Source organism: Flavobacteriales bacterium, from assembly GCA_026129465.1.
Taxonomy (GTDB): domain Bacteria; phylum Bacteroidota; class Bacteroidia; order Flavobacteriales_F; family PHOS-HE28; genus PHOS-HE28.
Genome location: JAHCIA010000001.1, coordinates 2,138,957 through 2,157,189, shown reverse-complemented (window position 1 = coordinate 2,157,189; position 18,233 = coordinate 2,138,957). Strand labels below are relative to the sequence as shown.

Below are 18,233 nucleotides of genomic sequence, written 5' to 3'. Positions count from 1 at the left end.
ATCTTTGGCCTCCTAGCGGATCAGCCATTGTCCGAGCGCCTGGTCATCATCCCCACGTACGACGAGCAGGAGAACATCCGCGACATACTCGCGCATGTGTTCCGGTTGGAGCCGAAGTTCGATGTGCTGGTGGTGGACGATGGCTCGCCGGACGGCACGGGCGAGATCGTGGAGGGCTTGCGCGCCACGTATCCGGAAAGACTCCATTTGTTGCGCCGCGAAGGCAAGCTCGGTCTGGGCACGGCGTACATCGCAGGCTTCAAATGGGCCTTGGCAAGGAACTATCAACGCATCTTCGAGATGGACGCCGACTTCAGCCATGCGCCCGCTGACCTCCTGCGCCTGGATGCCGCCTGCATGGATGGTGCGGACGTGAGCGTGGGATCACGATATGTCAAGGGTGGTCGTGTCAAGGATTGGGCCTGGCACCGCATCGCCATCAGTTGGTGCGCATCGCTCTACGTCCGCATCGTGCTTGGCCTGGGCGTGCGCGACACCACAGCCGGTTTCGTTTGCTACCGCCGGGAAGTGTTGGCGGCCCTGCCCCTCGATGAGATCCGCTTCATCGGTTACGCGTTCCAGATCGAGATGAAATACCGCGCCAAGCTGCAGGGCTTCCGCATCGCCGAGGTGCCTATCACCTTCGTGGACCGCGTGAAGGGTCGCAGCAAGATGAGCATGTCCATTTTCCACGAAGCTTTCCTCGGCGTTCTGAGGATGCGTTCCACCCTGCGCCGGAAATGAGCACCACCGTGATCCGTGCCGCCACCGTGGTGAACGAGGGCCTGGTGTTCCAAGCGGACGTGTCGCTGCGCCATGGCCGCATCGAACGCGTGGCGCCGGAGGGCATCGGATCGGTGCAGGGCGCCAACGAGATCGATGCCGAAGGACTGCATCTGCTGCCCGGCGCGATCGACGACCAGGTCCACTTCCGCGAGCCGGGCCTCACGCACAAGGAGGACATCGCCCATGCCAGCGCGGCCGCTGCGGCCGGGGGGGTCACCAGCTACATGGAAATGCCCAACACGGTGCCCAACACGCTCACACAGGCACTGCTGGAGGAGAAGTACGCGATAGCATCGGCCAACTCGGTGGTGAATTGGTCCTTCTACATGGGCGTGGCGAATGACAACCTCGACGAGGTTTTGCGCACCGATCCGCGCACAGTTTGTGGACTGAAGGCCTTCCTCGGCAGCAGCACGGGCAACATGCTCGTGGACGACCCTGTGACGCTGGACACGCTCTTCCGTCGCGCACATATGATCCTGGCGATCCATGCCGAGGACGAGGCCACCATACGGGCCAACACACGGGCCGCTCTGGAGCGCTGGGGCGACGACATCCCCATGGAGGAACATCCGCGCATCCGCAGCGCTGAAGCCTGTTTCAAGAGCAGCAGCGATGCCGTGGCGCTCGCGAAGGAGCACGGCACACGTCTGCATGTGCTGCACATCAGCACCGCCCGCGAAACGGAGCTCTTCGATCCCGGTCCGCTGGAAGGGAAGCGCATCACCGCCGAAGCCTGCGTCCACCACCTCTGGTTCACCGATGCCGACCACGCCTCCAAGGGGGCGCTTATCAAATGGAACCCGGCGGTGAAGACCGCCGCGGACCGCGATGCCATCCGCCGTGCGGTGCGTGAAGGCCGCATCGATGTGGTGGCCACCGACCATGCGCCGCACACGTTGGCGGAGAAGGCCATGCCCTACACGCGGTGCCCCAGCGGCGGCCCGCTCATCCAGCATGCTGTCGTGGCCATGCTGGAGATGATGCATCAAGGCGTCTTCACCTTGGAGGAAGTGGTGGACAGGATGTGCCATGCGCCCGCGCGTCTTTTCCAGGTCCGCGATCGCGGCTTTGTGCGCGAAGGGCAGCACGCGGATCTGGTGCTGGTGGACCTGGACGATCCCTGGACCGTGGGTCCGGAGAATCTGCTGTACAAATGCGGCTGGTCGCCATTCACCGGCCAACGCTTCCGATCGCGCGTGCGCACCACCTGGGTGAATGGCCGGGTGGCCTTCGATGCCGGCAAGGTGGACCGCAAGGTCCGTGGTGAACGATTGCTCTTCGATCGATGAGAGCCGCCGCATGGATCGGCTTCGCTTGTCTCCTCGCCGCCTGCGGCGGTGGCGGGGAACCGGTACCCGAAGGCGTGCTGCCGCGCGACAAGTTCAAGGAAGTGTTGCTGGAAGCACAATTGATCGAAGCGCGTGTGAACCATGAATTGAGCCTGGGCATCCACCAGACCGCCCCGGCGAAGAGCTATTACGAGGAGCTTTTTGAGGCGCAGGGCATCACCGAGGAAGCCTTCAAGGCCACTTTCAAGTACTACAGTGAGCGGCCTGAGTTGTTGCGACCCGTCTACGAGGAGATCCTCACCGAACTGGGCCAGCGCAAGGACGGGATCCGTCAGTGAGCGTGTGCGCCTTTCACGTAGCGCGCCACATTGTCCACCATTTCCTCCAGTCCGCGGAAGCGGTATCCCAGCACACGTTCCGCCTTGGTCGCGGTGTAGGCGCGCTGTTCCAGGGCGCTGGCGGCCGTGTGCCGTGTCACCAGGGGTTTTCCACCGAACAGCGCTCGCAGCCGTTCCATGCGCCAGGCGAGATGGAGCATCCAGGGCCGGAGCCGCTTCTCCGGCGCTCGATGTCCGAAAGCCCGCGTGATCGATGCGAAGAGTTCCTTGTAACTGATATTGGCGCCCACCAGCAGAAAGCGTTCACCGCCGCCGGGTCCTGCCATGAGACGTTCCATCGCTTCGGCCACGTCACGCGCGTCCACCACCGCATTGCTGCCTGGCGGGTAATGGGACATGCCGCGCGCCAAACGTTCCACCAACGTCATGGAACTCCTGCCCGGCGCGCCCGGCCCGATCACGATACAGGGGTTCACCAACACCGCGTCCAGGCCTTCCGCCATCCCACGGTGCACCTCCAACTCGGCGGCGTATTTGCTCAGCGCATAGGGAGAATGTCGCAGGTCGGCGTCCCAGGGAAGTTCCTCGTGGCGGATCTCGCCGTCGGTCCCACGCCCGATGGCCGCCGTGCTGCTCACATGGCAAAGGCGTTCCACGCCCGTGAGCAGGGCCGCGTTCACCACGTTGGCCGTGCCGGTGCGGTTCACGCGCATCAGCCGCCGGTCGTCACGCGGATCGAAGGACACCAGCGCGGCCGAGTGGTACACATGGCGCACGCCCAGCATGGCCTCCTTCAAGGTGGTGATGTCCAGCACATCGCCCTCCACCCATGCGATGCGCGAGAACAGTTCGGCGGCATCTGGTCGGTAGTGGCGGAATATCCGCTCCACCACACGCAGGTCGGAATCAGGCCGGCGAAGGGCCCGCACGGCAGCGCCTTGTTCCAGTCGGCGCAACAGCAGATGTGCCCCTACGATGCCTGTCGCCCCGGTGATCAGGTCCATAGCCGCTTCGGTGGGCCGCAAGTTAGGCGCGCCAGGTCCGGCCCTGCCGTGGCATCCTGCCTGCCAGGCAGGCGCGGCGGGTATCTTTGGCCGCCGCTGAGCTGCCCTGGAACGTTGGGCCGGCGTGGCACACAGGCATGGCGAACGGATTCATCGACGAGCTGCGCTGGCGCGGCATGCTGCACGACAGCACCCCCGGCGTGGAGGAGCATCTGGCCAAAGGACCGCAGCGCGGCTACATCGGCTTCGACCCTACGGCCGATTCCCTGCATGTGGGCAACCTGGTCCAGATCATGTTCCTCACGCACTTCCAGCTTTCAGGCCATCGCGCCGTGGCGCTGGTGGGCGGCGCCACCGGCATGGTGGGCGATCCCAGCGGCAAGAAGAGCGAGCGCGACCTGCTGGACGAGGAGGCCCTGCGCCACAACGAAGCCTGCATCAAGGCCCAGTTGCAACGCTTCCTCGATTTCGAGCATCCGACCAACCCGGCCCAACTGGTCAACAATTACGATTGGTTCAAGGACATGGGCTTCCTCCACTTCATCCGCGAGGTGGGCAAGCACATCACGGTGAACTACATGATGGCCAAGGACAGCGTGAAGACGCGCCTGGAGACCGGCATCAGCTTCACGGAATTCAGTTATCAGCTGGTGCAGGGCTACGACTACGTTCATCTGAACAAGGTCCTGGGATGCACGCTGCAAATGGGCGGCAGCGACCAGTGGGGCAACATCACCACCGGCACGGAGTTGATCCGCCGCATGGGCGGTGGCGAGGCCTACGCGGTGACCACCCCGCTGCTCACCAAGGCCGATGGCAGCAAGTTCGGGAAGAGCGAAGGCGGCAACATCTGGCTGGATGCCGCGCGCACCTCGCCTTACAGGTTCTACCAGTTCTGGCTCAACAGCAGCGATGCCGACGCGCCACGCTTCATCCGCATCTTCAGCACACGCGGCCAGCAGGAGTTGGAAGCCCTGAGCGCGGACCACGCCGCTGCGCCGCACAAGCGCACCCTGCAGAAGGAGCTCGCCGCGGAGATCACCCAACGCGTGCATGGCGTGGAGGAGCTGCAAGCCGCACGTCAAGCCTCGGAGATCCTCTTTGGCAATGCCACCGCCGAAGCGCTGGCCGCGCTGGCCGAAAAGCAGTGGCTGGAGGTGTTCGAGGGTGTGCCCCAGGCCGAGGTGACACGCGACATGCTGGCAAAGGGGATCACCATTGTGGACCTGCTCTCTGAGGTGGGCGGCTTCCTGCCCAGCAAGGGCGAAGCACGCCGCGCGCTGAAGGAGAACAGCATCGCCGTGAACAAGGAGAAAGTGGACGAGGAGCGTGTGGTGGATGCCGATGACCTGATGGGTGGCAGGTTCATCCTGCTGCAACGGGGGAAGAAGAACTACTTCTTGGTGAAGGTGGCTTGATGGTCACATGTGCACATGTGCACATGGCCGCATGCGCATGTGCACTAACCTTCCACCATCAGATTGCAGCCCCTCACTTCACTGTGATCGAAGCGTCCCAGCACTTCGAAGGAGCCGTCAGGGCGCATCCTCCCCAGATCCTGCGTGCTGATGAAGGGGCAACTGGCGATGTTGGCCAGATCGATCACATCAATGCCACCGGTGCGGCCGGGCGGGACGAGAGCGAAAGGGTCATTCACCTCGCGGATGCGCACCCGCATCCACGGCGGGCACCGGTAGATGCCATCGCCCGTGCTCCACGCTTGGGAGAGCAGCTCGGTCATGCCATACTCGCTGTGGATGGCCGGCACATGGAAAGCCTCCTTCAGGATGCGGTGCAGCTCCTCGCGCACCAGCTCCGGTCTTCGTCCCTTCATGCCGCCGGTCTCCATGATGGTGGTGTGGCGCAGTCGCATGGGATGCTTTTCCGCCAGGTCCAGCAGCGCGAAGGTGACGCCCAGCAGGAGCGTCTTCCTGCTTTCGTCCTCCGACCGCCGGATCACCTCCGCCAGTTCATCGTAGCGGTACAGGTAAGTGCCACTCAAGCGATCGCCCGTGGCCGCGATGAGCTTTTCGGCCATGTACACCAGCGAGCTGCCGGTCCTTTCCAGGTATGCGGGCAGCAGGGCCAGGATGCGCCATTCGGCCGGATCGCCATACACCCTGCGGAAAGACCCCATGAAGGAGCGTTCGTACAGCTGCGGAAAGGGCACATGATGCGTGCTGGTGGTGGTGCCGGTGGTGCCGCTGCTGGTGAAGCGCAGTTCGGCGCCAAGACCTTCGAGCAGCACCCGGTGTCCACGGAAGAGGGTGATGGGCAGGCAGGGGATGTCCGCTGTCCGGGTCACCTCGCCGGGTGGGCGGCCCAGACCCTCCAGGAATCCGCGGTAGAGCGGGTTCCGTTCGGCATGCAGATGAAATAGTTCGAGGGCCAGCGCGTTGAAGGCCTCGGCACCATCCACCGCGAATGGCCGATCCAGGAGGCTGGCGATGGACCGGGGAACGGCTGGCGGCATGGTGGTGCGCAGGCTAACTTTGGAGCGATGATGCGCGCGGCGGCAAAAGTATCCCTGTACATGGCCCTGCCAGCCCTGCTGTTGGCGGGCTGCCTGAAGACGGAGGACTACCCCGACGAGCCGCGCATCACGGATTGGGACTTCAAGCAGTTCGGCGATTCCGCTTCGCTGGTCGTCTTCTTCACCGATGGCGATGGCGACGTGGGTCTCGACCCCAGTGACATCCAACCGCCCTTCGACGCCGATTCCGAGTGGTACCACAACCTCTTCGTGGAGTACGAGGAACTGCAGAACGGCGACTGGGTGCGTCCTTCGCTGCTCTTGCCCCTCTACTACCGTATTCCACGCCTGGTGCCCACCGGACGCAACCGTTCACTGCGGGGCGACATCGCCGTGGGCCTTCAATGGCCGGTTTTCCCCGGCGGCCAGTACGACACGGTGCGCTTCCAGGTGCGCATGGCCGACCGCGCGCTGAACGTGAGCAACACGATCGTCACCGACGCGATCAAGGTCGTGCCGTAGTGGTGGGCGGCATGCGTCCGCACGTCACATCTCCCCGGCCAGTGCCTCGGACACGTTGATCAGGTGGTCGCCGACCTTCTCGCAACTGGAGAACAGGTCGTTGTAGATGAGGCCGCTCTTCACGTTGTAGTCGCCCGCCTCGATGCTCTTCAGGTGGCCGCGCCGCAGCTGGTCGCGCAGGTGGTTGATGCGCTGCTCGGCCTCCTCCGCCTCGTCCAACGCCACGCTTTCCTGGTCCGGACCCAGGTTGCGGTGCATCACCTCGAAGGCCTGCTCCACCGCATCGAGCATGGCCATGAGGTTCTCGCGCTGTTCGGGCGTGAACCACAGCCGCTCATCCATTTTCCGTTCCACGGATTTGCTCATCTGGAAGAAGATGTCGCCGATACGTTCCAGATCGCCAATGATGGCCAGGTAGCCCTGTATGCGCAGCGAGACCTCCTCGTTGCGCGCCTCGGTGCTCACACGCGTGAGGTACTTGCCCACCTCCACCTCCACGCGGTCGGTGATCTGCTCGTACTTGGCCATGCGGTCCAGCAGGCGGCGGCTCTGTTGGGCGTCCTTCACGATCAGCAATTCACGCATGATGCGGAGCATCTCGTGGGCCACCTGTCCGAAGCGGCCGATCTCCTTGCGCGCCTCGATCAGGGACACTTCGGGCGTGAGGGGGATGTCAGCGTCGAGGTATTCCAGCCTGAACTCCTCGTCGACCTCACTGCGTGCGGGCACCAGCCGGGTCATCATCCGGTCCAATACGGGCACAAGCCCCACGAGCAGCAGGGTGTTCACCATGTTGAAGGAGATGTGAAGGAAGGTGAGCGCCCATTTGACGGAGGAGGCGTCGGTGTAGGGTGAAGCACCGAAGAAGCGGGTCACCTGCGCGTCGATCAGGTCCAGGTAGGGGCTGAAGAGCGCCACCGCCCAGGCCACGCCGATCAGATTGAAGAGCAGATGGAAGCGTGCGGTGCGCTTGGCGAAGGCGTTGGTGACCAGTGATGCCAGGTTGGCCGTGACGGTGGTTCCGATGTTCATGCCCAGCACGAGGGCGGCGGCCATGGGATAGCCCACGGTGCCATTCTCACAAAGCACCAGGGTTAGTGCGATGGAGGCGCTGGAGGATTGGAGCAGCGCGGCGAGCGCGGTGCCCACCAGCACGAAGAGCAACACACTCCACAGGCCCATGCCGGCGTATCGTTCCAGCATCATCAACATGTCCGCCGATGGTGTGGGCGCGTGGACCTGCATGAACTCCAGGCCGAGGAAGAGCAATGCCGCACCGATGAGGAACTCCGCACCGGCCTTGGCGCGCGGGGTGCGCATGAAGAGCAGCGGGAAGGCCAGGCCGATGATGGGAATGGCGAACTGGGTGATGCTGGTGGAGGAGAACACCGCCCAGCTGAAGACGAGCGCCTTCATGGTGGTGCCGATGTTGGCGCCCATGATCACGCTGATGGCCTGCCGCACCTGCATCAGTCCGGCGTTCACGAAGCTCACCACCATCACCGTGGCGGCGCTGCTGCTTTGGATCACCGCGGTGCTCACCAGGCCGGTGAGCACGCCTGCGGCCCGGTTGGCGGTCATCGCCTTCAACACCCCGCGCATGCGGCCGCCGGCCACCTTCTGCAGGCCTTCGCTCATCACCTTCATGCCATAGGTGAACAGGCCGAGCGAGCCCGCCAGGGTGAGGAACTCCAGGATGCCGAAGCGCATGGCGCGAAGGTCGGGTTTTCCGCATGCGGCCCCTTCGGCCAGTCCCAGAGCCCATGTTAAGCCTGTCTTAAATGATGGCCGCAAAGCCTTGCCGGACGGGCCTTCCCCGGGGGCGCGGCTATCTTTGGCCGCCTGCCGAAGCATCGGCCGGCACCATCAAGCCGCCACACATTGGGCCAGCTTTCTCCCCGCCAGGTCGCCCTGCTCGCCGCTTTGCTGGTGGCGCTCTCGGGTGGTACGGTGGTGCTGGTGATCCTGCTCGCCCTGGGCGAAGGTGGCGTCTGGCGCGCCCTGATCGCCGCCGTTCTGCTCTTCGGGGTGGCCTACGGGGTCTTCGGCTTCGCCATCGAGCGCTTCATCCACAGCCGCATCAAGGTGCTCTACCGCACCGTGCACGAGCTGCGGCGCGCGCGCAAGGAGCCCGAGCGCTTGGACATGGAGGGCGACGTGCTGGGCAAGGTGAACACCGAGGTGAGCGAGTGGGCCACCGCACGCCGCGCCGAGATACGCGAGCTGCAGGAGCGCGAGAAGTTCCGCCGCGAGTTCATCGGCAACCTCGCCCACGAGTTGAAGACGCCCATCTTCAACATCCAGGGATACATCCTCACCCTGCTCGAAGGCGGACTGGAGGATGAAAAGGTGAACCGCGACTTCCTGAACCGCGCCAGCAACGGGGTGGACCGACTGATGAAGATCGTGGAGGACCTGGACCTGATCACCAAGCTGGAGAGCGGCGTGATGGAACTGCGCACCGCGCGTATGGACCTGCACACGCTGGTGAAGGAGACCATGGAGGGTTTCGACCTGCAGGCGAGCGAGAAGGGCATGACAATGCGCAATGAACTCACCTCGCCCACACCGGTGATCGCGGACCGCGACCGGCTGGCGCAGGTCTTCACCAACCTTTTCAGCAACGCGATCAACTATGGACGGCCAGGCGGGAACTGCCACGTGAAGAGCTACCCCTTGGGCGACCAGATCCTGGTGGAGGTGAGTGATGATGGCATCGGCATCAGCGAGGAACACCTGCCACGTTTGTTCGAACGCTTCTACCGCGTGGGGAAAAGCCGCTCGCGCAACGAGGGCGGTTCAGGTCTTGGCCTCGCCATCGTCAAGCACATCATCGATGCGCACGGCCAGACGATCACCGTGAAGAGCACCGAAGGGGAGGGCACCACCTTCAGCTTCACGCTGCGGAAGGCGCCGTGATCGCCCCGATCACGGTTTCGGGGAGATCTCGTCCCAGAAGACGATCTCCTTCTCGTTGTTGATGCTGATGCGCGGGATGTCGTCGAACAGCGTGATCTTGCCCGTGACGCAGATGGCCTTGTTCAGCAGGTAGGTCTCCGGGTCGTAGCTGAAATTGGGCCCATTGTACGACCAGATGGTGGCGTAGAAATCCTGGTTGGGGTGCAGGCGGTCCAGATTCAGGTAGATGGCCTGTGCCTTGGCGGTCTTGCGCGAACTGACCACCGTGCCACAGATGGTGGCGGTCTTGCCCACATGGTAGCGCGCCTGCACGGTGTTGAACATGCCCTTGGGCAGCGGGGCCTTCAGGGGTGCCACCTCGCCGTAGTTCGGGTCGCCCTCGGCGTACCAGTCCTTCGTGTTGAAGGAACCTTCGATGTGCTGTTGCACATCCGGTGGCAGGGCGGCGAAGAAGTCGATGCCGGTGAGCGCCTCCACGCTGTCGATGGTGACCGCGTAGCTGATCGTGGGGTGGTCGTTCACGCCGTTGGCCTGGAGGAAGGCGATCCCCTTGGGCGCATCACCGTCCAGATCGGCGACCACCTTGTAGAAGAGTTCCGGGATGCTCACGTCATTCTCGCGGTTGGGCTTCTGCATCACGGGCAGCCCTTCGCGCAGCACCGGTCCGGTAACCACGAATACGCGCCGCCGGCTGAAGTTCACATAGCGCCGCACCCAGTCCTCCAGCTCCGCCCACGACCCACGGTTCAACTCGGGCTTCTGCGGACTGACGTTGCTGTAGAGATAGGTGGCCTGCAGGGCGTCGTAGTTCCACCGCATGTCGGCGCTGGGCACGAGGTGGCCGCGGTCGTATCCGCTGAACCAGTAGTCCACGGTCGCCGCCGTACCGGCCTCCACCAGCGGGTCGGGCAGGAAGGAATCGATGCGCGCCAGGTTGCCGGTGACCAGGTCGGGTGTGGCGATGTGCGCCACCCATTTCGATTGCTTGTGGCGCTGGTCGTACACGAGCATGTGGCCGGGGTGTTCCACCACCTTTTCGCTCTCATGCACCTTGGGCAGACCCTTGGCGCGCAGGTCGCGGCGCACGATGGCCAGCTTGAAGGAGTCCATCCGCGCCACGTGCGCGGCACGCTGCGACTCGATCCGCTCAAGGTCCTGCTCCAGGCGATGGAGCCGGGCATCGAGATCGGGTTGGCCTGGAACGAAATGCGCCGCGAACAGCGCGGCCGACAGAAGCAGGGCGTGACGGTGCATGGACCGCCGAAGTTAGGCCGCCGCCACGGGTCGCGGGATCAACCCGGCCAGTTCCTTCAGCGCTTCCTCCAGCAGGGGTTGCCCGAAGCGCGGCCGTGATACCAGCCCGCTGTCGATGCGGTCCAGCGCGCGCTTCAGGTCGATATCGTCCTGGCGCTGCACCACGAAACGACCGGTACGCCGGTGCAGCGCGCCCAGGTATTCCTGTTCGGCCTGGCCCGGTGTGGGCACCACCAGCGCGGTGCGCCCCATGGCCACCAGGTCCATCAGGGTGGTGTATCCACTGCGCGACACGATCATTTCGGCCGCGCGGAGATGCATGGCCAGGTCATCGGCGGCCAGGTGCGGCACGACCGTGATGTTGCAATGCCGCCGCACCGGCGTATCACCGGGAAGGCCGCGGACCATGAGATGTTCGCCGGGAATGTGGGGCAGGCGTTCCAACAGCATCCGCTCCAGGATGCCACGTTGCGGCTCGGGTCCGCTGAAGACGGCCACGATGCGGTAGGGGTCGCGGGCTTCGGGGCCGTCGGACCTCAGCCTGCTCAGGGTGCCGATGTAGCGTGCGTTGGCCGGCATGCGCTCGCCATGGCTCAACTCACCGGCGAGTCCGGGCGCTTCGGGTTCGTCCATCACCCAGCAACGGTGGAAGCGTGCGATGTGCCTCAGGTTCAACTGGCGCAAGGCGCTTTGGGCGATGGGTGTGAATGGGAAGACCTGGTGCGTGACGATCACGCTGGGCAGATCCGTCGCGCGGATGCCGAAGCGTTGGTCGCTGATCACCGCATCGAGGCGCATTGCGTGCCGTATGCGGTCGAACAACGCGCGCTCCGCCTGCACGCTGCGCACCATGGCCGGGAATTGCCGGGCCATGCTCCACAACTGGCTACGGCCACTGCCATAGCGGATACGAACACCCGGAATGCGCACCCAGGGTATCGCCGGGAACTCGCCGCGCAACAGGGCGAGCGGGCCGCCATCGGCACCGATCACCGGTTCGGCGCCCAATTCGAGCAGACGCCTGATGATGGGCACACAGCGGGTGCTGTGCCCCAGGCCCCAATCGAGCGGGGCCACCAGTATGCGCGCGCCATGGAACATCCCGGGAGCCAAAGGTGCGGCGGGCCATGTCAACTCCGTGTTCAGGCAACGCAAGATCACACGCCATCCTTCACCGGCGCTTCACGGTATTTTCGCCGCCCCTTCCGCCATGGGCAAGAACAAACTCTTCCGCTTCGCCGAGAACGCCACCTTCACCCATGTGGTGCAGCCCACCTTCGAGGCGCTGACGAAGGAAGGGCTTCCGCTGCGCGGGCAATGGAACGCGGACTTCTTCAAGCGTGAAGCACCCCTGGTGCTGGAGCTGGGTTGTGGACGCGGCGAGTACACCGTTGGCCTGGCGCGTCTTCATCCGGAAAGGAACTATCTCGGGGTCGACATCAAGGGGGCCCGCTTGTGGCGCGGTGCGCGCATGGCGAAGGAGGAGGGCCTCGCCAACGTGGGGTTCCTGCGCACGCACGTGGACCACATCACACGCTGCTTCGGGCCGCAGGAAGTGGACGAGATCTGGCTCACCTTCAGCGACCCCCAACTGGGCAAGCCGCGCAAACGCCTCACCAGTCCCTTGTTCCTCACGCGCTACCGGGAGATCCTCAAACCTGGCGGGATCATCCACTTGAAGACCGACAGCCCCGTGCTGTACGAGTACACCCTGGAGATGATCGCGGAGCACAAGCTGCCGCTGCACGAGAAGAGTGCCAACATCCACACCGACCTGGTGCATCGCGTCTCCCCGGAAGAACAGGCCGTGCTCAACATCCGCACCTATTATGAAAGCATTTGGCTGGCCGAGGGGAGGACGATCCGCTACGTGCGCTTCGGGTCATGAGCGCGTCCGCGCACCCGCATACATTCGCTCCATGTCCAAGCGCCAGGTGATCGACGGGGCGGTGCAGGAGCGCGACTTCTTCGCCGATGTGATGGCCGTGGTGCGCCGGATCCCCAAGGGGCGCGTGACGAGTTATGGCGCCATCGCGAAGTACCTCGGCGCCGCGCGCAGCAGCCGCATGGTGGGCTATTGCATGAACAACAGCCACCGCGTGCGCCCTGTCGTGCCTGCCCATCGCGTGGTGAACCGGATCGGCATGCTCAGTGGCAAGCACCATTTCGGCACACCCACGCGCATGCAGGAACTGCTGGAGAAGGAGGGCGTGAAAGTGGCGGACGACCAGGTGGTGGACTTCGCCAGGCGCTATTGGGATCCGGCGGTGGAACTCGGATTGTGATCGCCCCCGGAGTACCTTTCGGTATCCTATAGAGGCCCATGAAGGTCGATATCCTGCACGACGACGCTGATGGCAGCATCGAGGTCCACCCGGAGCAGCGGTTGGTGAAGCTGGTCTGGAAGAGGCCCGTGGCGGGCGAAGCCTATAGGTCTTTGCTGCTGCGCCTTTTGGAGGTGGTGCGCGCCACCGGCGCGAAACTCTGGATGAGCGATGGGCGAAAGGCGGGTCCCATTCTTTACGACGATCAGGTGTGGTCCATGAAGGAGTTCACCCCGCAGGTGATGGCGGCCGGCTTGGAACGCATCGCGATCGTGAACAGCGAGGATGGATTGAACCTGCTGGCCGTGGATCGCATGGTGAACGCCACGCCCCCAGGAGCGCCTTACGACATCGGCTTCTTCGAGGACCCGTCCATAGCCCAGTTGTGGTTGATGGATCCCGCCCGCTCCAGGACACGCGTGGATACACCGCCAGCCAGCGAGCGGCCCTGAACACGCGGTTCGCCAAGGCGTTAGCTTCGCACCCGCCATGAGCTTCACCAAGGAGGCCGTCCTTTCCGCCCTTTCCCGCATCATCGAACCCGACCTGAAGAAGGACATCGTGGCGCTCGACCTGGTGCGCGACATCCGCATCGCCGGCAACTCCGTGAGCGTGCATGTGGAGGTGAGCAATCCCGCCATGCACAGCCGCAAACGCATGGAGGAAGCCGTCACCTTCAACCTGAAGCAGGTGCTGGGGCAGGATGTGACGGTGATGGCCACAGTGACGCCGTTGAGCGGTGAGCGCGGCAACCTCCGGAAAGTGCTGCCAGGCGTGAAGCATATCGTGGCGATCGCCAGCGGCAAGGGCGGGGTGGGCAAGAGCACCATCACCGCCAACCTGGCGGCAGGGCTGGCGGCGCGTGGCTTGAAGGTGGGCCTGGTGGATGCCGACATATATGGCCCCAGCATGCCCATGATGTTCGATGTGCCACACGAGAAACCCGACACCCGTGAGAAGGACGGCCGGCAATGGATCGTACCGGTGGAGAGCTACGGTGTGAAGTTGCTCAGCATCGGCTTCTTCGCACAGACCGACCAGGCCATCGCATGGCGCGGGCCCATGGCCACCAAGGCCTTGGAGCAACTGATCAAGGATGCCGACTGGGGCGATCTGGATGTGATGCTGGTGGACCTGCCGCCGGGCACGGGCGACATCCACCTCTCGCTGGTGCAGGCCGTGCCGCTCAGCGGGGCCATCATCGTCAGTACCCCTCAGCCCGTGGCCTTGATCGATGCGCGCAAGGGCGTGGGTCTCTTCCGCCTGCCCAGTGTGAACGTGCCGGTGCTGGGCATCGTGGAGAACATGGCCTGGTTCACCCCGGCCGAACTGCCGGAGAACCGCTATCACATCTTTGGCAAGGGTGGCGCCCGCGCGCTCGCGGAGGAACTGGAAGTGCCTTTTCTGGCCGAGGTGCCACTGGTACAGAGCATTCGCGAAGCCGGTGATGTGGGCCGACCTGCCGTGCTGCAAGGCGAGACGCCCGCCGCCCGTGCTTTTGCCGACCTTTGTGCGGCCTTCCAACAGTGCCTTGCCACGCTGGAGGCCGAAGGTCGACGTGTGACCGCCTGACCATGGACCGCCGCGAACTCCTGCACACTACCGAGCGCATCGAATCCGCGCTGGCCGATCTGCGTCCCTTCCTGGAAGCTGACGGTGGTGATATCACGCTGGAGGAGGTGACCGCCGACGGCATCGCCCGCGTGCGGCTGCATGGGGCATGCACCAACTGCGCCATGAGCCCCATGACCATGAAGGCCGGGGTGGAGGAGGCCATCAAGCGTGTGGCACCGCACATCAAGGCGGTGGAGGCGGTGGATCTGAAGGAGGTGTGAGCGGCCGTGTTCCCTGCTGAGCGCGCTTGATCAGCAGGTGATCACCACGTTCCCTACTTTCCTTCCGCTCTCCGCTACACTGTGCGCCTCCTGGATCCGCGCCAGCGGGTAGGTGCTGTCGATCACCGCGCGGATCTCCCCGCGCCGCCAGAGTTCGGCCAGGTGGCGCATGTCATCCGCGCTTTCCCCCGCTGTGCCACCGATCACGGTCACCTTCTTACCGCCCTTGCTGGCGAAAACACGCGCCAGCATCTGTGCGGGCATCTCCGAGCCTGTGATGATCGTCCCCTTCGGTTTCACTAAAGCGATGCTTTCCTTGAACGGCAACTTGCCCACGGTCTCGAAGACCACGTCGAAGCGATCGCGATGGGCGAGGAGATCATCCTTCGTGTAGTCGATCACTTCACGGGCACCCAGCGAGCGTACCAGCTCCACGTTGCGGGTGCTGCATACGCCGGTCACTTCCGCGCCCAGGCTGCGCGCCAGCTGCACGGCCGCACTGCCCACCGCGCCCGATGCGCCGTAGATGAGCACGCGCTGGTCCTTGCCCACCTTCGCTTTGCTGAGGAAGTGCCTTGCGGTGCCGAAGCCGAAGGGGATCGCCGCTGCATCGGTGTAGCTCATCCCGGAAGGCATCGGAGCGAAGGCACCGTTCTCCGATAGCGCGATGTACTCGGCGTGGCCGCCCAGCCCCATGATGCTCGTCCAGCCGAAGAGGCGGTCGCCCTTCTTGTACCTGTTCGCGTCCGTCCCGGTCTCCACCACTTCACCGGCGAAGACCACGCCCAGAATTGGCCGGCGCGGCTTGAACGGCCCGAAGACCAGCCGCACGAACCACGGGTTGGCACTGCGCAGCCGCCAGTCGGCCGCGTTCACCGCCGAGGCGTGGATGCGGATGAGCACTTCGTTCATCTTCGGCGAAGGCGTGAGGACATCCGCGATGTGGATGACGTCGGGGCTTCCGTAGGCGGTGGCGATGGCGGCTTTCATGGTCGTAAAGGTCCGGGTACTGCACATGGCTCTCATTACCGTTGGTGGAGGCATCAGCGCGTTCATCCGCGAACCCGCATCTTTATGCTTTCATCTCACCCATGTTCCGGTTCCGGCCGTTGTGTGACATCCGTGTATTCACGGCGGGCCTGCTTCTGCTCGGCACGGTGGTCTCGCTTCACGCCCAGCCGCTTGATACGCTGGTCGCCAGGCTGCGCGGCCTTCCGATCGATTCACTGGAAGCACGCGAGCGGGCGGCGACCGACCCTCGGGCCAAGATGATCGCCATCAACAGGCTCACCGGCCAGTACGCTTTTGTCGGTCGCACGGACGACTGCATGAAGGCGGCGATACGGGGACTTGAGTTGGCGGAAGCGATCAAGAACGACACGCTGCTCGCCATGGCCAACTTCGGTATCGGCGTGGCCTTCACCAAGCTCAGCGATGTGAATGGGGCGCTGAAGCACTTCAACATCGCCTTCGAGGGCTACCAGCAGATCGGGGACAGCATGCGCATGAGCCTGACCTGCAAGGAGACCGCGATCGTGTACCAGCAGGTCGGGGATATCGATGGCACCTTGCGCTACATGCGGAAGGCACAGGCCTATGGCTTGGGTCAAGGGTTCTACGGTCGCTCGATGTCATGAAGGTGCCGGGCAAGGATCCTTACGGCTACGCCGCCTACAAGCTCATCATGGCTGCTGTGCATGCTGCGCGTGGCGAGAACGACGTGGCAGAGCCCTACTTCAAGCGGTGCTTGGCAGTAGCGGATTCAGCCGGAACGCTGGATGCGCTGATCGGTGCTTCGGCCGGGTATGCGAAGCTGCTCATCGGCCAGGGGCGTGCTTCGGAGGCGCTTGCTTGGGCGCGCAAGGGATTCGCGGCCACCGACGAAGTGCGGCGCCATCCCTCATGATCCGGTCCACCAAAGCCTTGTCCGATGCGTTCGAGGCGAATGGCATGACCGATAGCGCGTTGGTGTACTCGAAGCTCGCCCATGCGTGGCGTGACTCGCTCACGGCTTTGCAGAACAGGAGCCAGCTGCAGAACCAATTGTTCACGCAGGAACTGAAGGATCGCGAGGAGGCGAAGGCCAGGGAGGAGGCCAAGGAGGAGCGCTCCCGCAACATCCAGTTCGGCATCATCGCGCTCATCGTCATCACGCTGTTGGTCTTCCTGCTGGCCATCAGCCGCACATCGGTGGTGGGTGCCAAGACCATCAAGAACCTCTCGCTGATGGCGCTGCTCCTGCTCTTCGAGTTCATCAACCTGCTGCTTAGTCCAGTGCTCGGCGAGGTGTTCGACCAGTCACCGCTGCTGATCCTCTTGGCCATGGTGGTCATCGCTGGCCTGCTCATCCCGCTGCACCACCGCATGGAGAAGTTCATCACCAACATGCTCGTATCGAAGAACAACCGTATACGCTTGGAAGCGGCGCGGCGGACGATCGCGGAATTGGAAGGCGCTGGAGGCGATAGCACGGCGCACTAGCGCACATCTCAGGATCGCTTTGGGCAGCGAGCGAGAGGTGTTCCGCGTACAGCAAATGCGTCGGAGCCGAGAATGGTTGGTCACCCCTGTGAGATCTCCGACAACGACGCATGGCCACGAGGGACCCGAGCGGAGCCCGAGGGGCATTTTGAAGATGCGCTTTGGGCTTTACCGCAGTTGTTCGATCGTACTCACCAGCTTGAATTCCGGCGAGCTGCGGAAGAAGGTGTTCAACAGGTTCATATGCCCGGCACCATAGATCACCAGGATCCTGTCCTGGGGGGAGACGGGAATGCGCAGGATGTTTCGGAAGATCCTCAGGTTCCTGTTGAACCAGCGGCCGGTCTCGAAATCCACGCCCGTGAAGTCGCCTTGATGCTCCTCGTATTTGAAGAGGCCGATGAGGTAGTCCCCGAGGCTGCGTTCGATGTTCGCGGGGTCGTTGAGTTCGCGTAGCGCGGCCAGGATGCCTTTTTCCTGGAGCGTTCGCGTGGACTTGGAACGCAATGCGCCGTCCGGGTCGGCATTGAAGTAGTCCTCGAACCGGCGATAGCCTGCGCTATCGGCGCCACTGATGAGCGAGCCCACATTGGGGGTGAATCGGCCCCATTCATCTGTGCAGTGGAGCGTTTGCAGGCCGAAACGCTTCGCCAGGCGGAACCCGATCTGCTCTTCCTCGGAACGTGACAAGGCGTGCCGGCCGGCGAGGTAGGCGTGGTAAAGCGAGTCGAACCTGCTCTGTTCGGCCGGTGTTCGTTCAATGACGATCACGGTGGGTGCGAACCGTGCGAGGCGATCAACGATGTCCGTGATCTCCGCTTGATATTGCGGTGCCAGCACGTCGATCCGGTCATCCTCCGCGACCTGCCGCGCGTCGAGGTTCGGAAAGTTGAAATGGAACACGCCGAGGGTGAGCACCTGAGGCCTCTGGTCCTGGGCCATCAAGATGGTCGACAACAACATGCTGCCGAACCACGTGGTGGGTCTCATGGGAATGGGACGCAG

General features: G+C 63.8%; 21 protein-coding genes. 14 read left to right on the top strand and 7 right to left on the bottom strand.

Annotated features, from left to right (window positions below):
* Nucleotides 1-27: 27 nt before the first annotated feature.
* Genes KIT10_09330 through KIT10_09320 form a run of 3 tightly spaced genes read left to right on the top strand, consistent with a single transcriptional unit; the run spans nucleotide 28 to nucleotide 2,416 of the window.
* Nucleotides 28-744 (top strand): polyprenol monophosphomannose synthase, encoded by a 717-nt coding sequence (locus KIT10_09330; GenBank protein ID MCW5899456.1) that lies wholly within the window; start codon nucleotides 28-30, stop codon nucleotides 742-744.
* Nucleotides 741-2,078: a dihydroorotase gene (locus tag KIT10_09325; protein MCW5899455.1), complete on the top strand. Its 1,338-nt coding sequence runs from the start codon at nucleotides 741-743 to the stop codon at nucleotides 2,076-2,078. Before KIT10_09330 ends, KIT10_09325 begins: the two co-directional genes overlap by 4 nt.
* Nucleotides 2,075-2,416: a DUF4296 domain-containing protein gene (locus tag KIT10_09320; GenBank protein ID MCW5899454.1), complete on the top strand. Its 342-nt coding sequence runs from the start codon at nucleotides 2,075-2,077 to the stop codon at nucleotides 2,414-2,416. Before KIT10_09325 ends, KIT10_09320 begins: the two co-directional genes overlap by 4 nt.
* On the opposite strand, the gene KIT10_09315 is transcribed toward KIT10_09320, so the two are convergent.
* The gene (locus KIT10_09315; GenBank protein ID MCW5899453.1) at nucleotides 2,410-3,420 is read right to left on the bottom strand and encodes an NAD-dependent epimerase/dehydratase family protein; all 1,011 of its coding nucleotides are present in this window, start codon (nucleotides 3,418-3,420) and stop codon (nucleotides 2,410-2,412) included. The genes KIT10_09320 and KIT10_09315 overlap by 7 nt on opposite strands.
* 137 nt (nucleotides 3,421-3,557) lie before the next feature.
* On the opposite strand from KIT10_09315, the gene KIT10_09310 reads away from it, so the two are divergent.
* Nucleotides 3,558-4,838 carry a tyrosine--tRNA ligase gene (locus KIT10_09310; GenBank protein ID MCW5899452.1) on the top strand — a complete coding sequence of 427 codons (1,281 nt, stop codon included), beginning with the start codon at nucleotides 3,558-3,560 and terminating at the stop codon, nucleotides 4,836-4,838.
* Between the two features lie 44 nt (nucleotides 4,839-4,882).
* Here the strand turns inward: KIT10_09310 and KIT10_09305 are convergent, their stop codons facing one another.
* Nucleotides 4,883-5,893: an acyl transferase gene (locus KIT10_09305; GenBank protein ID MCW5899451.1), complete on the bottom strand. Its 1,011-nt coding sequence runs from the start codon at nucleotides 5,891-5,893 to the stop codon at nucleotides 4,883-4,885.
* Nucleotides 5,894-5,923: 30 nt separating this feature from the next.
* Here KIT10_09305 and KIT10_09300 point away from each other — a divergent pair, with 30 nt between their 5' ends.
* Nucleotides 5,924-6,415: a hypothetical protein gene (locus KIT10_09300; protein ID MCW5899450.1), complete on the top strand. Its 492-nt coding sequence runs from the start codon at nucleotides 5,924-5,926 to the stop codon at nucleotides 6,413-6,415.
* 24 nt (nucleotides 6,416-6,439) lie between these two features.
* Here the strand turns inward: KIT10_09300 and KIT10_09295 are convergent, their stop codons facing one another.
* Complete coding sequence (locus tag KIT10_09295; protein MCW5899449.1) at nucleotides 6,440-8,125, bottom strand: Na/Pi cotransporter family protein; 1,686 nt, start codon at nucleotides 8,123-8,125, stop codon at nucleotides 6,440-6,442.
* A 171-nt stretch (nucleotides 8,126-8,296) separates the two neighbouring features.
* Here KIT10_09295 and KIT10_09290 point away from each other — a divergent pair, with 171 nt between their 5' ends.
* On the top strand, nucleotides 8,297-9,334 hold the full coding sequence (locus KIT10_09290) for a sensor histidine kinase (GenBank protein ID MCW5899448.1): 1,038 nt from the start codon (nucleotides 8,297-8,299) through the stop codon (nucleotides 9,332-9,334).
* A gap of 9 nt (nucleotides 9,335-9,343) precedes the next feature.
* Here KIT10_09290 and KIT10_09285 read toward each other — a convergent pair whose 3' ends face one another.
* Both KIT10_09285 and KIT10_09280 read right to left on the bottom strand, forming a co-directional pair.
* Entirely contained in the window at nucleotides 9,344-10,588 is a 1,245-nt protein-coding gene (locus tag KIT10_09285) for a DNA/RNA non-specific endonuclease (protein MCW5899447.1), read from the bottom strand.
* 12 nt (nucleotides 10,589-10,600) lie between these two features.
* Nucleotides 10,601-11,689: a hypothetical protein gene (locus tag KIT10_09280; protein ID MCW5899446.1), complete on the bottom strand. Its 1,089-nt coding sequence runs from the start codon at nucleotides 11,687-11,689 to the stop codon at nucleotides 10,601-10,603.
* Between the two features lie 109 nt (nucleotides 11,690-11,798).
* Here KIT10_09280 and trmB point away from each other — a divergent pair, with 109 nt between their 5' ends.
* From trmB to KIT10_09255, 5 genes are read left to right on the top strand one after another with little or no spacing between them, the layout of a single operon-like run.
* Nucleotides 11,799-12,476 carry a tRNA (guanosine(46)-N7)-methyltransferase TrmB gene (trmB, locus tag KIT10_09275; GenBank protein ID MCW5899445.1) on the top strand — a complete coding sequence of 226 codons (678 nt, stop codon included), beginning with the start codon at nucleotides 11,799-11,801 and terminating at the stop codon, nucleotides 12,474-12,476.
* A gap of 31 nt (nucleotides 12,477-12,507) precedes the next feature.
* On the top strand, nucleotides 12,508-12,873 hold the full coding sequence (locus KIT10_09270; GenBank protein MCW5899444.1) for an MGMT family protein: 366 nt from the start codon (nucleotides 12,508-12,510) through the stop codon (nucleotides 12,871-12,873).
* A 38-nt stretch (nucleotides 12,874-12,911) separates the two neighbouring features.
* Nucleotides 12,912-13,364: a hypothetical protein gene (locus tag KIT10_09265; GenBank protein MCW5899443.1), complete on the top strand. Its 453-nt coding sequence runs from the start codon at nucleotides 12,912-12,914 to the stop codon at nucleotides 13,362-13,364.
* Nucleotides 13,365-13,401: 37 nt separating this feature from the next.
* Nucleotides 13,402-14,484: an Mrp/NBP35 family ATP-binding protein gene (locus KIT10_09260; GenBank protein MCW5899442.1), complete on the top strand. Its 1,083-nt coding sequence runs from the start codon at nucleotides 13,402-13,404 to the stop codon at nucleotides 14,482-14,484.
* A gap of 2 nt (nucleotides 14,485-14,486) precedes the next feature.
* Nucleotides 14,487-14,747 carry a NifU family protein gene (locus KIT10_09255; GenBank protein ID MCW5899441.1) on the top strand — a complete coding sequence of 87 codons (261 nt, stop codon included), beginning with the start codon at nucleotides 14,487-14,489 and terminating at the stop codon, nucleotides 14,745-14,747.
* A gap of 30 nt (nucleotides 14,748-14,777) precedes the next feature.
* Here the strand turns inward: KIT10_09255 and KIT10_09250 are convergent, their stop codons facing one another.
* Nucleotides 14,778-15,737 (bottom strand): NAD(P)-dependent alcohol dehydrogenase, encoded by a 960-nt coding sequence (locus KIT10_09250; GenBank protein ID MCW5899440.1) that lies wholly within the window; start codon nucleotides 15,735-15,737, stop codon nucleotides 14,778-14,780.
* Between the two features lie 101 nt (nucleotides 15,738-15,838).
* Here KIT10_09250 and KIT10_09245 point away from each other — a divergent pair, with 101 nt between their 5' ends.
* The 3 genes from KIT10_09245 to KIT10_09235 are packed head-to-tail and all read left to right on the top strand — an operon-like array spanning nucleotide 15,839 to nucleotide 17,228.
* Entirely contained in the window at nucleotides 15,839-16,384 is a 546-nt protein-coding gene (locus KIT10_09245; GenBank protein ID MCW5899439.1) for a hypothetical protein, read from the top strand.
* Nucleotides 16,381-16,653, top strand: coding sequence for a tetratricopeptide repeat protein (locus KIT10_09240; protein MCW5899438.1), 273 nt, complete (start codon nucleotides 16,381-16,383; stop codon nucleotides 16,651-16,653). Before KIT10_09245 ends, KIT10_09240 begins: the two co-directional genes overlap by 4 nt.
* On the top strand, nucleotides 16,650-17,228 hold the full coding sequence (locus KIT10_09235) for a hypothetical protein (GenBank protein MCW5899437.1): 579 nt from the start codon (nucleotides 16,650-16,652) through the stop codon (nucleotides 17,226-17,228). The genes KIT10_09240 and KIT10_09235 overlap by 4 nt, the downstream gene beginning before the upstream one ends.
* 168 nt (nucleotides 17,229-17,396) lie before the next feature.
* Here the strand turns inward: KIT10_09235 and KIT10_09230 are convergent, their stop codons facing one another.
* The gene (locus KIT10_09230; GenBank protein MCW5899436.1) at nucleotides 17,397-18,218 is read right to left on the bottom strand and encodes a hypothetical protein; all 822 of its coding nucleotides are present in this window, start codon (nucleotides 18,216-18,218) and stop codon (nucleotides 17,397-17,399) included.
* Between the last annotated feature and the right edge of the window lie 15 nt (nucleotides 18,219-18,233).